This is a genomic window from Streptomyces sp. MNU89 (genome assembly GCF_020982505.1).
GTDB lineage: Bacteria > Actinomycetota > Actinomycetes > Streptomycetales > Streptomycetaceae > Streptomyces > Streptomyces xinghaiensis.
Window position 1 is genome coordinate 265,111 of record NZ_JAJKLL010000001.1, and the last position, 15,121, is coordinate 280,231.

Genomic DNA, 15,121 nt, shown 5'->3' on the forward strand with positions numbered 1-15,121 from the left:
ACCCGGCCCGGCCCGGGATCGGCGGCCCGGCGGAGGTGTCGGCGCGGCTGAGCGGGAAACCCGCGCAGGAGCCGCACTGATCGACGACAGACCGGCCCCGCGCCTGGCGGGCCGGCGGGACGGATGGCCTATGACCAGCGGATACACGGGTCCGGAGGACTACGGCCGGGACCCGATCGGAGACTTCCTCGCGCGCTTCCTCGGCGCCGCCGCGGCCGGGCGGCCGCCCGGTCCCCGGTATCTGGACTTCGGCCGCCTCATGAGCGAGCCGGCCAGGCGGCTCGTGTCCAGCGCGGCCACGTACGCGGCCCAGCACGGCAGCCCCGATCTGGACACGGAGCATCTGCTGCGGGCCGCCCTCACCACCGAACCGACCCGGGCCATGGTGTCGCGGGCCGGCGCCGACCCGGACCAGATCGTCGAGGAGATCGACCGGATCACCGACGAGGGCCCGCCGCGGAACACCGTCTCGGTCAGCCCCGCCGTCAAGCGGGCCCTGCTCGACGCCCACGACGTCGCCCGGTCCACCGGGGCCTCGTACATCGGTCCGGAGCATGTGCTGATGGCGCTCGCCATCAACCGCGACTCCGCGGCGGGGCAGATCCTGGACGCGGCGCACTTCGACCCCAACCACGGGGCGCAGCACGGCGCGACGGCCGCGCCCGGAGGCCCCGAGCACGCCCCCGGTCCTCCGGGGCCCCAGGAGCGGAACACCCCGAACCTCGACAAGTACGGCCGCGACCTCACCGAGATGGCCCGCGAGGGGCGGATCGACCCGGTGATCGGCCGGGAGGAGCAGATCGAGCAGACCATCGAGGTGCTCGCCCGCCGGGGCAAGAACAACCCGGTGCTGGTCGGTGAGGCCGGTGTCGGCAAGACCGCGGTGGTCGAGGGGCTGGCGCAGCGCATCGCCGACGCGGACGTCCCCGACGTCCTGCTCGGCCGGTGCGTGATCCAGCTCGACCTGTCCGGTGTCGTGGCCGGCACCCGCTACCGGGGCGACTTCGAGGAGCGGCTGACCGGGATCATCGAGGAGATCCGGGCCCATTCCAACGAGTTGATCATCTTCATCGACGAACTGCACACCGTCGTCGGCGCGGGCGGCGGCTCCGAGAGCGGCCCGATGGACGCGAGCAACATGCTCAAACCGGCCCTGGCGCGCGGCGAGCTCCATGTCATCGGGGCGACCACGCTGGAGGAGTACCGGCGGCACATCGAGAAGGACGCGGCACTCGCCCGCCGCTTCCAGCCGATCATGGTGCCCGAGCCGGACACCGCGGACGCGGTGGAGATCCTCCGCGGCCTGCGCGACCGCTACGAGGCACACCACCAGGTGCGCTACTCGGACGAGGCCCTGGTCGCCGCCGTCGATCTCTCCGACCGCTATCTCACCGACCGCTTCCTGCCCGACAAGGCGATCGACCTGATGGACCAGTCGGGCGCCCGGGTCCGGCTGCGCTCGTCCACCCGCGGCACCGACGTCCGTGCCCTGGAGCGGGAGGCCGAGCAGCTCGCCCTGGACAAGGCGCAGGCGGTCGCGGCCGAGGAGTACGAGCGCGCCACCCAGCTGCGGGACCGGATGGCGGAGGTGGAACGGCGGATCGCCGACGGCCGGAGCCGGGAGAAGAAGAAGCAGCCCTCCGGCAGCCGGATCCCGGAGGTCACCGTCGAGGACATCGCCGACGTCGTCTCCCGGCAGACCGGCATCCCCGTCAGCAGCCTCACCCAGGAGGAGAAGGACCGGCTGCTGGGCCTGGAGGAGCATCTGCACCACCGGGTCGTCGGCCAGGACGAGGCCGTCACCGCCGTCGCCGACGCGGTGCTGCGCTCCCGTACCGGGCTGGCCAGCCCGGACCGTCCCATCGGCAGCTTCCTCTTCCTCGGCCCCACGGGTGTCGGCAAGACCGAGCTGGCCCGCGCGCTGGCGGAGGCCCTGTTCGGCAGCGAGGACCGGATGGTCCGGCTCGACATGAGCGAGTACCAGGAGAAGCACACCGTCAGCCGGCTGGTCGGCGCGCCCCCCGGCTATGTGGGCCACGAGGAGGCCGGGCAGTTCACCGAGGCGGTGCGCCGGCACCCGTACTCGCTGCTGCTCCTCGACGAGGTGGAGAAGGCGCACCCCGACGTCTTCAACGTGCTGCTGCAGGTGCTGGACGACGGGCGGCTCACCGACGCCCAGGGCCGCACGGTGGACTTCACCAACACCGTCGTCGTGATGACCAGCAACCTCGGCTCGGAGGCGATCACCAAGGGCACCTCCCTGGGCTTCGGCGCCGCCGGCGCGGAAACCGACGAGGAGGCGCGCCGGGAACGCGTCCTGCGCCCGCTGCGCGAGCACTTCCGGCCGGAGTTCCTCAACCGCATCGACGAAGTGGTCATCTTCCGCCGGCTCGCCGACGACCAGCTGCGGCAGATCACCGACATGCTGCTCAACGAGACCCGGCGGCGGCTGCACGCGCAGGACATCGGCGTCGAGTTCACCCCGGCCGCCGTCGACTGGCTGGCGCATCGCGGCTACCAGCCCGAGTACGGGGCGCGCCCGCTGCGCCGGACGATCCAGCGGGAGGTGGACAACAACCTCTCCCGGATGCTGCTCCGCGGCGAACTGAGCCCGCACAGCGGGGTGCGGGTCGATGTCGGCGACGGCGACGCCCTGGTCTTCGAACACTCCGGCGTGACCGGACAGGGCGGCACGGAAGCCGGCACCGGAACGCGGACGGGGACAGGGACGGGGACCGGTCCCTGAGGGTCCCCGCGAGCCGTCCCCCGCCTCTCCTCCGGGTCGCGTCTCCCTCTCGGGACTGAGCGGCGCCCCGGCCGTACTCCCCCGGCGGTATACGCGGTCACCACGGCAGGACGACGACAACACGCCCGGGACGCGGAAGTCTTGGCTCATGGACGACAACGGCAGACGGGAACAGGCGCACGGCGGACCGCTCCCGAGGCGGCCGGCATGAGCGATCTGGTGCTGTCCGTCGTCCTGGCCGGTGTGTCGGCCGTCTGCTACGCGGCCGCGGCCATCCTCCAGGAGCGGGTCGCGGCGTCGGCCGCCGGGCGGCCGGATCCTGAGCCGCTGTGGCGGAGCGCCCGCTGGTGGGGCTCGGTGGCGCTCAACGGTTCGGGCTCGGTGCTGCACGTCCTGGCCCTGGGGTTCGGGCCGCTCTCCGTCGTCCAGCCGCTGGGCGTGCTGACGCTCGTCTTCGTGCTGCCGCTGGCCGCTCTCTGGGTGGGGCGGCGAGCCGGCCGGACCGGGTGGTACGGGGCGCTGCTGGTGTCGGCCGGACTGGCCGGGCTGCTGGCGCTGACCGCTTCGCGTCCGGCCCGGACACTGAGCGGCCCGGATCAGCTGACCCTGGCCGTGGTGGCCCTGGCGGTCTTCCTGTCGCTGGTGGTGGCGGCGCGGGGCGTCGAACGGCCCGCCGTGCGGAGCGCGTTGCTGGCGGCGGCGGCCGGGGTGGCGTTCGGGATCGCTTCGGTGTTCACCAAGACGGTGGCCGCGGACTGGAGTCCGGCGGCCCTGGTGGCGCAGGCGCCGGGCATCGCCGTGACGGCCGCGCTCGCGGTCATCGGGCTGCTGGCCTCCCAGGCGTCGTACCGGGACGGCGGGCTGGCCGCCCCGCTGGCCACGGTGACCGTCGTCAACCCGGTGGTGGCCTCGGCGGCCGGCATCGCCCTGCTGGGCGAGGGCTTCCGCTACGGGGCGGCGGGGGCGCTGCCCGCGCTCGCCGCCGCCGCGCTCACGGTGTACGGCCTGGTCGTGCTCACGGCGCACCACGGGGAGGCGGGCCGCCGGGCTCCGGCCGGGCGAGGCCTGCGCGGGACGCGGGAGGACGCCGAACCGGCCCCGGTACCCGCCCCGCGGCCCGGGAACGTGCGGCCGGGGCTCCCCGGCCTCCCGGAGCCCCTGCGGGCGGCGCGGTCCGGGCCGCCGGAGTCCCCGGGGCGGGCGGAGTCCCCGGAGCCGGCCGGCTGCGGGGAGCGGACGGACTTCCCGGAGCGGACGGAAGTCCGGGAGCCGGCGGAGGAGACGGACCGGCCACCGCTCCCCTTCGCCCTGGTGTCGACTTCCCGGCCGTGAATACACCGTCGTGCCCGGAGCGGAGCGCCCGGACCAGGCGAACACGCATCCGACCGCTGTGCGGGGAACCCGGACGGAGACGGTGGGCTGTCCCCCGCCGCCGCTGTGCCGGACACTGTCCGCACACCGGCAGCGGGCCGGCACGAGGGAGGACGCATGCGGGTGACGGGCGGCAGCGAGGGAAGTCCGCTGGACTCCCCGTGGTGGCGCGGGGCCGCCGCTCTGGCGGCGGGGGCGCTGCCGGCCCTGACCTTTCCGGCGCCGGGGCTGTGGTGGCTGGCGTACACCGCGCTCGTGCCCTGGCTGCTGCTGATCCGCTCCGCTCCCACGGGCCGCCGCGCGGCGCTCGACGGATGGCTGGGCGGTACGGGCTTCCTGCTGGCGGTGCACCACTGGCTGATGCCGAGCCTGCACGTCTTCATCCTGCTGCTGGCCGGGCTGCTGGGGCTGCTCTGGGCACCCTGGGGGCTGCTGGTGCGGCGGCTGCTGTCCGGGCGGCCCCGTGCCGGCTCGGTGGCGGCGGCGCTGGTGCTGGTGCCGTCCGGGTGGCTGCTGGTGGAAGTGGTGCGCTCCTGGGAGTACCTGGGCGGTCCGTGGGGGCTGCTCGGAGCCGGTCAGTGGCAGGTGCCGCCGGCTCTGCGGCTCGCCTCGCTCGGCGGGGTGTGGCTGGTGAGCCTGGTGCTGGTGGCGGTGAACACCGCGCTCGCCGTGCTCGTCGCGGTGCCGGGCGCCCGCCGGGCGGGGCTGGTGGGCGTGCTGGTCTGCGCGGCGGTGGCCGGTACCGCCTGGCTGGCGGCACCGCTTCCGGAGCGCTCCGGGCAGGCCCGTATCGGTCTGGTGCAGCCGGGGATCGTGAACGGTGTGGGCAGCGTGGACCGGCGCTTCGACCGGGAGGCCGAGCTGACCCGCCGGCTGGCCGGGCGCCGGGTGGACCTGGTGGTGTGGGGCGAGAGCAGCGTCGGCCGTGACCTGCGGGACCGCCCCGACCTGGAACGGCGGCTGGCGGCCCTGTCCCGGGAGGTGGGCGCCGGAATCCTGGTCAATGTGGACGCCCGCCGCTCCGACCGGCCGGGGATCTACAAGAGTTCGGTGCTCGTCGGTCCGGACGGGGTGACCGGGGAGCGCTACGACAAGATGCGGCTGGTGCCCTTCGGCGAGTACGTCCCGGCCCGCTCCCTGCTCGGCTGGGCCACCTCCGTGGGGAGGGCCGCGACCGAGGACCGCCGCCGCGGCACCGCCCCGGTGGTGACGGAGACCCCCGCCCCGGCCCGCGCGTCCGGTGAGCGGCTGCGGATCGGGCCGCTGGTGTGTTTCGAATCGGCGTTCCCGGACATGAGCCGCCATCTCGTCCACGAGGGCGCCGAGATGGTGATCGCCCAGTCGGCGACCTCCTCGTTCCAGGACAGCTGGGCCCCGCAGCAGCACGCCTCGCTGGCGGCGCTGCGCGCGGCGGAGACATGGCGGCCGTTCGTGCACGCGACCCTGACCGGGGTCAGCGCGGTGCACGGGCCGCGCGGTGAGCGGATCGGGGTCCGGCTCGGCACGGACAGCAGCACGGCCTCCGTCTACGAGGTGCCGCTCGCCCGGGGCACCAGCCCGTATGTGCGCTTCGGTGACTGGGCGGTGTACGGAGCCGTCCTGGCGCTCGCCCTGTTCTGCCTCCGGGAGGTCATCCGGCGGCCGTCCCGCCGCCGGCCGTCCCGGAAGCCGCCGTCACCACACGCTCGCACAGCTCATGCGTCGCCAGGGCGTCCTCGGCGGTGAGCAGTCGGCCCGCGCGTACGGCGTCCAGGAAGAACAGCGCAGCCTGCTCGATGCCGCGCTGCCGGGCGACCGGCACCCAGTCGCCGCGGCGGCGCACACTGGGCTGGCCCTTGTGGTCGGTGATCTCGGCGAGGTTGGCCACCTGGCGCTTGGTGTCCTGCCCGGAGACCTCCAGGATCTCCTCGGCGGAGCCGCTCATCCGGTTCATCACGCCGATGGCCGTGAAGCCGTCGCCGGAGAGCTGGAGCACCACGTGGTGGAGCAGCCCGTCCCGGACCCGGGTGCGCACGTCGACGTGCTCGGCGGTGCCCGGCAGCAGGAAGCGCAGGGTGTCCACGACGTGGATGAAGTCGTCCAGGACGAACGTCCGCGGGTCCTCGGGCAGGCCGATCCGGTTCTTCTGCATCAGGATCAGGTCGCGGGGGTGGTCCCGGCACTGCGCGTAGGCGGGTGCGAAGCGGCGGTTGAAGCCCACGAAGAGGCTGACCCGCCGCTCGGCGGCCAGCCGGACGATCCGCTCGGAGCCGGCGTAGTGGTACGCGATCGGTTTGTCGACATAAACCGGCACCCCGGCCTCGACGAGCCGGGTGACGATGTCGGCGTGGGTGCTGGTCGGCGCGTGGACGAAGGCCGCGTCCAGACCGGCGCCGAGGAGCGGGTCGAGGGTCGCGTGGCGCTGCCGTTCGGGGACGCGGTGGCTGTCGGCGACCTGCGCCAGAGTCGCCGGGGTGCGGGTGTGCAGGTGGAGTTCGAGGCCCGGCTGGGCTGCGAGCACCGGCAGATAGGCCTTCTTCGCGATGTCCCCGAGCCCGATGCAGCCGACTCTGAGCGGGGCGGGGTTCACCAAGGCTCTACTCCCGGTCCTTCACGTCCCGCCGGCCCCGGACGGCCGGAGGAGTCCGTGGGCGGTCAGCATACGGGGGGCTCGGTGGGCTCCAGTCGGCGATGCCGTCGAGACTGCGCAGGGCCACCTGGGAGCCGAGCGTGTTGACGGCCGTGAAGAGGGCGGTCCGCAGGGCGCAGACGGGCGCGGAGGACCAGGTGGTGAGCCGGCCGATGCGGCCGGAGCGCCGGACGACTTCCATGGTGCGGTCCAGCCGGGCCTCCGTGTAGGCGGCCAGGGCGTGAACGGTTCCGTCCGGGGCCGCGCCGCCGGGGGCGGCTGTCCCGGCAGGGCCACCGGCTGGGTCGTCCGCCGTCGCGCGGGCGGTGAGGAGCGCGAGGACCACGGCGTCCTCGACGGCCTGGCAGCCGCCCTGGCCGAGGTTGGGGGTCATGGGGTGGGCGGCGTCGCCGACGAGGGCCACCCGGCCCCGGTGGTACGCGGGCAGCGCGGCCGCGGCCGCGTACACGTCGTTGCGCAGGATGTCCCCGGGCGGACGGCGGCGAGGAGGGCCGGGACGGGGTGGTGCCAGCCGCCGAAGCGCCGGAGCAGCTCGGCCCGCTCGTCGTCGGCCGCCCTGCCGCCGGCCGGGACGGCGGCGGTGGCGAAGACGTAGACGCGGCCGTCGTGCAGCGGGACCGTCCCCCAGACGAGCCCGCGGCCCCAGGTCTCGTGCGGCTCGAACGGCTGCTCGGGCTCAGGGGCGACGAAGCGCCAGGCGGTGAACCCGGCGTACCGGGGCGCGGGCGTCGCGGGGAAGAGGGTGCTCCGGGCCGCCGAGTGGATGCCGTCGGCGGCGACGACGAGTTCGGCGTCCAGCGTGGCGGGGTACGCGCCGCCGGCCGGGGGCGCCACCGCGTCCGTGGCGGCGGAGGCCGCGTCCGGGCCCGTGCTCCCACCGGCGCCGGACCGGGCGCCCGGACCGGCTTCCGCGGCGGTCACGGTGACGCGGGCGGGGCGGTCCGGAGCGCCGGGGTCGGTGATCTCCCCGGCGGCCCCCGTCCGGACGGATCCCGCGGGCAGCCGGGAGAGGAGCAGGTCGACGAGGGCGGCGCGGTGGGCGATCACCACCGGGCCGCCGAAGCGCTCGGCCGCGGCGTCGCTCGTCGTGTGGGAGAGCCAGCGGCCGCCGGGCAGCCGCAGTCCGCCGCCCGCCTGCCACGCGGACATCGCGCGGACGTCGTCACCGGCTTCGATGACGTCCAGCGCGCGCTGGGCGTTGGGCGCGAGCGCGATCCCGGCGCCGACGGGCTCCAGGGCGGCGCTGCGTTCGAGGACGGTCACGGACCATCCGTGGCGGTGCAGCGCGGCGGCGGCGGTGAGTCCGCCGATGCCGCCGCCGATGACGACGGCTCGGGGCTGGGTCATGGTCCCTCCACGGATGTCACTACAGCTGTAGTTCCCTTGGCGTGAGCGTACTACAGCTGTAGTGACAGCGGTAGATTGAACGGCATGGTCACCGGAACGCCCCGCGCATCCCGCCCCACCCTGGTCGCCGACACGGCGATCGGCCTGCTCGCGGAGCGCGGCCTGCGCGGGCTGACGCACCGGGCGGTGGACGAGGCGGCCGGCCTGCCGCTGGGCTCCACGTCCAATCTCGCCCGGACCCGGGCCGCGCTGCTGGAGCTCGCCGTCCGGCGGCTGGCCGAGCGGGAGCGCGCCGTCCTCGCCCCCGGGGAGGGCGGGCTCCCGCTCTCCGGCGGGCTCGACGGGCTGGCCGACACCCTTGCCTCGGCCCTCCACCGCTATCTCTCCGGGCACCGCAGGCTGCTGGTCGCCCGCTGTGAACTGGCCCTGGAGGCCACCCGCCGGCCGGAGCTGCGGGCCGTCTACGACGCGCAGGGCCGGGTGTTCCGGGAGATGGTGGAGGAAATGCTGACCGCTCTCGGCTCCCGCGCCCCGCGGCGGCACACCCTCTCCCTGATCGCGTGGTGCGACGGGATCCTCTTCTCCTGCACGGCCGGCTCCTTCCACACGGCCACTCCGGGCCGGGAGGAACTCCGCGAGGACATCCGGGAGCTGCTGGCCGGAATGCTCGTCCGGGGGTCACGCCCCGTCTCCGGGCCGCGCCACGGCGTCGCTCCGCAGGAGTGACGCGCCGTCACCCCCGGCGTCTTCCCGCCTCCGGCGCCGGTGGGGAGGCCGCGGCCCGGGGAGCGCTCCGGCCGCCGCGAGATGGGCGGCCGGACACGCCCGGACCGCCGGGCCTCTACGGGGACTGGCCGGCACCGTCCGCCAGCCGCATCTCCATCCGGTCGATCGCGGCGAGGACCCCGGCGGCGTACGGACCGGTGGTGGCGTCACCGGTGTCCAGCACGGCCGAGGCGGCGCGGGCCCGGGCCAGCTCCGCCCGCGCCCTCCCGGTCCGGCCCAGCTTGGCGTAGTCGGCCGCGAGGTTGAGGTGCAGCGAGGGGTAGAAGCCGCGGAGCCCCACGGCCGCGTCGTACCGCCGCACCCGTTCCTCCGAGAGGGAGTCCGCGGCGGCCAGGGCCCGCAGGTCCCACTCCAGCTCGCGCTCCGGGTCGTCCTGCGTGTCGGCCATGTAGTGGGCGATGGTGCAGCGGTGCAGGCCGTCGCCGCCCTCCCCGGCCTCCTCCCACAAGCGGGCGAAGCGGTTCCGGGCCTCCTCCCGGTCACCGGCGTGCAGGAGCATGACCACCTGTCCGATCCTCGTCATCAGCGGGTCGTCACCAGCGCTCTCCCGGGAGGCGGACTCCCGCCGCTCTTCCTCCACCGGCACCTCCGGTCCCTTCCGCGTTCCTGTTCACCGCCGTCCTCCGACGCGCGGTCCGTCCCGTCCTCCGACGCTAACCACACCACCCGGACCCCGCGCGGCCACCGGCCCACCCGGCGCAGCGGACGGCCGGGCGGGCCCGGGCGGACGGATGCCGGGCGAACCGGCCGGGACCGGGGGCGCGCCCCGGCCCGCGTCCGGAGACGGGACGTCACCGCGGCCGGGGTCCGGCGCACGGCGCCACCGGCAGGGCACCGGAGCACCGCCGCTCCCCATCGGAGCCCCGGGCCCGCCGGCACTCCGTCCCGGCCCGCGCCCGCCGGCCCCCGCCCGGCCCGGGGCTCACCCCCGGGTCCGGGCGGCCTCAGCCCAGGTCCGGGACGCGCCAGTCGATCGGGGTGTGGCCGTGGTCGGCGACGGCCTTGTCTATCCGGCTGAAGGGCCGGCTCCCGAGGAACTTCTTCGCCGACAGCGGCGACGGGTGCGCCCCCTGCACCACCGTGTGCAGCTCGGTGTCGATCAGGGGGAGCTTCTTCTTGGCGTAGTTCCCCCACAGCACGAAGACGGCCGGATCGGGCCGGGCGGCGACGGCGCTGATCACGGCGTCCGTGAAGCGCTCCCAGCCCTTGCCCTTGTGCGAGTTGGCCTCGCCGGCCCGGACGGTCAGCACGGCGTTGAGCAGCAGGACCCCCTGCTCGGCCCAGGGCATCAGGAAGCCGTTGTCCGGGACCGGGTGGCCGAGGTCCTCCTTCAGCTCCTTGTAGATGTTCCGCAGCGACGGCGGGACCCGCACCCCGGGGCGGACGGAGAAGCACAGCCCGTGGCCCTGGCCCTCGCCGTGGTACGGGTCCTGCCCGAGGACGAGCACCTTCACCCGGTCGTACGGCGTCGCGTGCAGCGCCGCGAAGACCTCCTCGCGCGGCGGGTACACCGGCCCGGCCGCCCGCTCCTCCTCGACGAAGGCCATGAGCTCCGCGAAGTACGGCTTCTCCAGCTCTTCGCCGAGGACGCCTCGCCAGGACTCGGGCAGCATGTCGGTCACGTCAACAACCTCCGGGGTCGATCGGAACGGTCCCCAGAACGTACCGGCGCGCACTGACAACGCCCCGCCGGGGTACGGGAGAACGGCGGGCGACGAGGGGAAACGGGGCCGGACCCGCCCGCCCCGTCCACGTCCGCCCGCCCGCCCGTCCCGTCAGGCCGCGTCCAGCCGGGCCCGCGCCTCCACGTCCAGGTCGAGCTCGGCGGCGGCCAGCAGCTCGTCGAGCTGGGCGACCGTGCTGACCCCCAGGACCGGCAGCACGGGCACGCGGCCGCCGAGCATCCAGGCCTGCACCACCTGGTTCGGCGTGGCCCCGCTCTCCGCGGCCACCTCGCGCAGCACCCGCAGCCGCCGCGCGCTGCCCTCGTGCTCGTACTGCGGCGGCAGTTCCTTGTCCTCGCGGGTGTAGGCGCCGTGCATCAGCGTGGAGTACCCGAGGAGCGTCAGGTCCGGCTGCGCGGCCGCGTAGTCGAACAGGCCGGCGTCGGTGTGCCGCTGGACGCCGAAGTCCGCGTCCGGCCGGGGCCGCAGATAGGTGTGCCGCTGCTGCACGCACCGGTAGCCCGGCAGGCCGAGCCGGGCCGCGGTCCGCCGGGCCTCCGCAATGCGGCCGGCCGGATGGTTGCTCACGCCCGGCAGCCCGGCCCTGCCGTCGGCGACCAGGCCGGCGAACGCGCCGACGGTCTCCTCCAGCGGTACGGAGCGGTCCTCGATGTGGGCGTAGTGGAGATCGACCCGGTCGGTGCCCAGGCGGCGGAGGCTGCCCTCGAGGCCCGCGCGGATCGCGCCGGCCGAGAGTCCCTCCATGTTGCCGAAGCCGTCCGGGGCCTTGTCGCACCAGAGCGGGCCGCGCGAGAGGTCGGGCCGGGCGCCGACCTTGGTGGCGACGACCATGCGGTCGCGTGCGCCGCGGCTCTTCAGCCAGCGGCCGAGCAGGAGTTCGGCCTCGTCACCGGTGGCGCCGTCGACCCAGCAGGCGTAGTTGTTCGAGGTGTCGAGGAAGGTGCCGCCCGCCTCCGCGAACCGGTCGAGGATCGCGAAGGACGTCTCCTCGTCGACCGTGGTGCCGAAGGTCATGACGCCCAGGCACAGGACGCTGACCTCGGGTCCGGCGCCGCCGGCGAGCTTCTGGTACCGCATGTGCGTGTCCCTCCGGGAACCGTGCTCACCCGAGGGAGCCGAAAGCTCCTCGGTGCGGACCCGGACGGGCCCGCACCGAGGACAGTGCCGGTTGGAGCGCACACGAGGTCAAGCGGCCGGGCGGCCGCGGGCCCCCGGAGGTCAGCCGACGCTGGAGTTGAGGAAGATGCCGCCCTCGACGAGGAGCGTCTGGCCGGTGATCCAGCCGGCCCGGTCGGAGAGCAGGAACTCGGCCGCGCCGCCGATGTCCTCCGGGGTGCCGAGCCGCTTGAGCGGGTAGGCCGCCGCGGCCTCCTCCTCCCGGCCCTCGTAGAGCGCCTCCGCGAACTTCGTCTTGACGACGGCGGGGGCTATCGCGTTGACCCGCACGGCCGGCGCGTACTCGTGCGCGAGCTGGAGGGTCAGGTTCACCATGGCTGCCTTGCTGATGCCGTAGGCGCCGATGAAGGGCGAGGCGGAGACGCCGGCGACGGAGGCGATGTTGACGATCGCGCCGCCGTTCTCCCGCTGCCAGGCCTTCCAGGTGAGCTGGGCGAACGCGAGCGCCGAGACGACGTTGGTCTCGAACACCTTGCGTGCCACGTTCAGATCGAGGTCGGCGATCGGCCCGAAGACGGGGTTGGTGCCCGCGTTGTTGACGAGGTAGTCGACCCGGCCGAAGGCCTCCATGGTGCGCTCGACGGCCTCCGCCTGGTGAGCCGGGTCGTGCGCCTTGCCGGCCACGCCGATGACCCGGTCGGAGCCGAGCTTCTCCACGGCCTCCTTGAGGGTCTCCTCGGTGCGCCCGGTGATGCACACCCGGTCGCCGCGGGCGACGAGCGCCTCGGCGATGCCGTAGCCGATGCCGCGGCTCGCTCCGGTGATGATCGCGGTCTTTCCGCTGTCCTGCACGTCGGCAGTCATGTGTTTCCGTTCCCCTGCTGGCTAGTTGAGCGGGCCGCCGGCCACGTACATGACCTGGCCGGAGACGAATCCGGCGGCGTCGCCGGTGAAGAAGGCGATCGCGTTGGCGATGTCCTCGGGGCGGCCGACGCGCTGGACCGGGATCTGCGAGGCGGCCGCGGCCTGGAAGTCCTCGAAGTCCATGCCCACGCGGGCGGCGGTGGCGGCGGTCATCTCGGTGACGATGAAGCCGGGGGCGACGGCGTTGGCCGTGACGCCGAACTTGCCGAGCTCCTTGGCCAGGGTCTTGGTGAAGCCCTGCAGACCTGCCTTGGCGGTGGCGTAGTTGGCCTGGCCGCGGTTGCCGAGCGCCGAGCTGCTGGAGAGGTTGACGACCCGTCCGAACTTGGCGTCGACCATGTACTTCTGGCAGGCGCGGGTCATCAGGAACGCGCCCTTGAGGTGCACGTTCATCACGGTGTCCCAGTCGCCCTCGGACATCTTGAAGAGCAGGTTGTCGCGGAGCACCCCGGCGTTGTTGACGAGGACGACCGGCGCGCCGAGCTCCTCCGCGACCCGGGCCACGGCCGCCTCGACCTGGCCGGCGTCGGAGACGTCGCAGCCGACGGCGAGGGCCGTGCCGCCCGCGGCCGTGATCTTCTCCACGGTGTCCTTGCAGGCCGTCTCGTCGAGGTCGAGCACGGCCACGGCGCGGCCCTCCTCGGCCAGGCGTACGGCGGTGGCCGCGCCGATGCCGCGGGCACCGCCCGTCACAATGGCGACGCGCTGCTCGGTGGTGGACATGCGGGTTCTCCTCGCGCTCGGATGCGGGTCCGGCTCACCCGCCGGCCGCCCGCGCCGGGGCGCGGGGAGTAGGGGCCGGATGGGTGAGCAACCGCTTAGTAGGTCATTTGGCGAAACGCTAGAAGCCCCGGCACCCCGTGTCAACGGCCTGTCGCGCCAAGGTGCGCATGTCACAGCACGGAAGAGCGCCACACCCGGGCGGCCGGGCCCGCCAGGACCCACACCGGCACCGCACCCCACCCGGCGCTTCAACGAGCCGCGAGCGGCAACGGGCGAGAGGGAGGGAAACACACCAGCGCGAAGCCGGGAAGGCCCGCACCCGCCGATGGAGGCGAACCCGGCAGGGCCGGCACCCGCCCGCGTGCCGCTCGGGCGGCCGGAGCCGGAAACCCGCGGGAGCCGGGGACAGCCGCGCCGATAAGGCACCCCCGGACGCCGGCCGCGGGCCTCACCGCACCAGCAGCGCCAGCAACCGCTCCGCCTCGGCGGCCGGGTCGGCCGTCAGCCCGGTGTGCACCGGCCCGGGCTGCAGCACCGTGCTGCGTGGCGCCACCAGCCAGCGGAACCGCCGGCCCGGGTCCTCCTCCGCGGCCCGCCCGGCGCCGCCCTGGCAGAACTCCTCGGCCGCGCGGAGCGCCGCCCGTACGCCCGCGACATCGGCCCGCGGGTCCAGGGCGCGCAGCCGCGCCTCGTCGAGATGGGTCCGGGCCACGACGAGCGAACGCGCCCGGCAGTAGACGGCGACGCCCGCGTTGAAGCACTCCCCGCGCTCGACCCGCGGCACCACCCGCAGCAGCGCGTACTCGAAGACGTCGCGCCCGTCCGCTCCCGCGCTCACCGGGCCGCCCTCGCGCCGTTCCCGCCCGCCGGGGCGGCCAGGAGGCTCTCGTGGACGGTCCGGGACCGGCGCAGCAGGATCTCGGCGTACGCGCGGCGCAACGGCTCCGGGCCGTCGAAGCCGGGCTCGCCGTCCAGCCACGCGTCGGGCACCCGGGCGGTGATCTCGGCCAGCAGTTCCGCGGTCACCCGGGGCGCGAGTTCGGCCGCGGCGCGGCGGACGTCGGGGCGGAACGGGGCGAGGACGTGGTCCGTGGCGTCGTACGGCCGTGCCGCGGCCTTCCGCGCCGAGGGCCAGTGGTGGTGCCAGATCATGGTGGCTCCGTGGTCGATCAGCCAGGGTTCGCCCTGCCGCACCAGCAGGTTGGGGTTGCGCCAGGAGCGGTCGACGTTGCCCACGAGCGCGTCGAACCAGACGACGCGGCCGGCGTCGGCCGGGGTCATCTCCCAGCCCAGCGGGTCGAAGCCGAGCGCGCCGGAGAGGAAGCGGGCCCCGAAGTTCGGCCCGCCGCCCTTGAGCAGGTGCTGCACCTCCGGGTCGGGCTCCGCCAGCCCGAGCACCGGGTCGAGCCGGACGACGGCCGGCTCCGACACCCGCAGCCCCAGTCTGCGGCCCAGCTCGGCGCAGATCACCTCGGCGACGAGGGTTTTGCGGCCCTGCGCGGCCCCGGCGAACTTCACCACCCAGAGGCCGAGGTCGTCCGCCTCGACGAGGCCGGGCAGCGAACCGCCCTCCCGCAGCGGTGCGATGTAGCGGGTGGCGGTGACGTCGCGCAGCATCCCCCCAGGTTACGGGGAGCCGCCGTGCGCCCGTGCCGGACCCGGCGCCCGTGCCGGGGCGGCGGCCCGGGCGGCGCTGAACACCCCGGGGTCCCGCTGCGTACAGGTCGGGGGAAGCAAGCGGCTGTCACCGGGGCAGATCGCGCACAGCGCCTCAGCGAAAGGGACGTACTCACC

General features: G+C 74.8%; 14 protein-coding genes. 4 read left to right on the plus strand and 10 right to left on the minus strand.

All coding sequences use genetic code 11. The features are described from left to right. Positions 1-130: 130 nt before the first annotated feature. The 3 genes from E4N63_RS01285 to lnt all read left to right on the plus strand — a co-directional run bounded on the left by E4N63_RS01285 (position 131) and on the right by lnt (position 5,842). Entirely contained in the window at positions 131-2,746 is a 2,616-nt protein-coding gene (locus E4N63_RS01285; protein ID WP_125625010.1) for an ATP-dependent Clp protease ATP-binding subunit, read from the plus strand. Between the two features lie 207 nt (positions 2,747-2,953). After that, positions 2,954-4,078 (plus strand): DMT family transporter, encoded by a 1,125-nt coding sequence (locus E4N63_RS01290; protein WP_230239674.1) that lies wholly within the window; start codon positions 2,954-2,956, stop codon positions 4,076-4,078. A 156-nt stretch (positions 4,079-4,234) separates the two neighbouring features. Beyond that, the gene (lnt, locus tag E4N63_RS01295; RefSeq protein WP_230239675.1) at positions 4,235-5,842 is read left to right on the plus strand and encodes an apolipoprotein N-acyltransferase; all 1,608 of its coding nucleotides are present in this window, start codon (positions 4,235-4,237) and stop codon (positions 5,840-5,842) included. Here the strand turns inward: lnt and E4N63_RS01300 are convergent. The 3 genes from E4N63_RS01300 to E4N63_RS01305 are packed head-to-tail and all read right to left on the minus strand — an operon-like array spanning position 5,748 to position 8,093. Beyond that, positions 5,748-6,689: a Gfo/Idh/MocA family protein gene (locus E4N63_RS01300; RefSeq protein ID WP_230239676.1), complete on the minus strand. Its 942-nt coding sequence runs from the start codon at positions 6,687-6,689 to the stop codon at positions 5,748-5,750. The two genes, lnt and E4N63_RS01300, sit on opposite strands and share 95 nt — an antisense overlap. Positions 6,690-6,693: 4 nt before the next feature. Beyond that, positions 6,694-7,194 (minus strand): FAD-dependent monooxygenase, encoded by a 501-nt coding sequence (locus E4N63_RS31355; RefSeq protein ID WP_374112655.1) that lies wholly within the window; start codon positions 7,192-7,194, stop codon positions 6,694-6,696. Then, entirely contained in the window at positions 7,116-8,093 is a 978-nt protein-coding gene (locus E4N63_RS01305) for an NAD(P)-binding protein (RefSeq protein ID WP_374112656.1), read from the minus strand. The genes E4N63_RS31355 and E4N63_RS01305 overlap by 79 nt, the downstream gene beginning before the upstream one ends. 84 nt (positions 8,094-8,177) lie before the next feature. Here E4N63_RS01305 and E4N63_RS01310 point away from each other — a divergent pair, with 84 nt between their 5' ends. Beyond that, the gene (locus E4N63_RS01310; RefSeq protein ID WP_125625002.1) at positions 8,178-8,819 is read left to right on the plus strand and encodes a TetR/AcrR family transcriptional regulator; all 642 of its coding nucleotides are present in this window, start codon (positions 8,178-8,180) and stop codon (positions 8,817-8,819) included. A gap of 115 nt (positions 8,820-8,934) precedes the next feature. Here the strand turns inward: E4N63_RS01310 and E4N63_RS01315 are convergent, their stop codons facing one another. The 7 genes from E4N63_RS01315 to E4N63_RS01345 form a co-directional block, all read right to left on the minus strand. Then, positions 8,935-9,402 (minus strand): hypothetical protein, encoded by a 468-nt coding sequence (locus E4N63_RS01315; protein WP_230242292.1) that lies wholly within the window; start codon positions 9,400-9,402, stop codon positions 8,935-8,937. 421 nt (positions 9,403-9,823) lie between these two features. Further along, entirely contained in the window at positions 9,824-10,492 is a 669-nt protein-coding gene (gene ung, locus E4N63_RS01320; RefSeq protein ID WP_230242293.1) for a uracil-DNA glycosylase, read from the minus strand. A 162-nt stretch (positions 10,493-10,654) separates the two neighbouring features. Next, positions 10,655-11,641 carry an aldo/keto reductase gene (locus E4N63_RS01325; protein ID WP_230239677.1) on the minus strand — a complete coding sequence of 329 codons (987 nt, stop codon included), beginning with the start codon at positions 11,639-11,641 and terminating at the stop codon, positions 10,655-10,657. A 141-nt stretch (positions 11,642-11,782) separates the two neighbouring features. Continuing rightward, on the minus strand, positions 11,783-12,544 hold the full coding sequence (locus E4N63_RS01330) for an SDR family oxidoreductase (RefSeq protein ID WP_185831396.1): 762 nt from the start codon (positions 12,542-12,544) through the stop codon (positions 11,783-11,785). A gap of 21 nt (positions 12,545-12,565) precedes the next feature. Then, a complete protein-coding gene (gene fabG / locus E4N63_RS01335) occupies positions 12,566-13,327 on the minus strand; it encodes a 3-oxoacyl-ACP reductase FabG (protein ID WP_230239678.1) in 762 nt (253 codons plus the stop codon). Positions 13,328-13,775: 448 nt separating this feature from the next. Then, positions 13,776-14,165 (minus strand): DUF3037 domain-containing protein, encoded by a 390-nt coding sequence (locus E4N63_RS01340; RefSeq protein ID WP_125626832.1) that lies wholly within the window; start codon positions 14,163-14,165, stop codon positions 13,776-13,778. After that, positions 14,162-14,944 (minus strand): HipA family kinase, encoded by a 783-nt coding sequence (locus tag E4N63_RS01345; protein ID WP_230239679.1) that lies wholly within the window; start codon positions 14,942-14,944, stop codon positions 14,162-14,164. Before E4N63_RS01345 ends, E4N63_RS01340 begins: the two co-directional genes overlap by 4 nt. Positions 14,945-15,121: the final 177 nt, after the last annotated feature.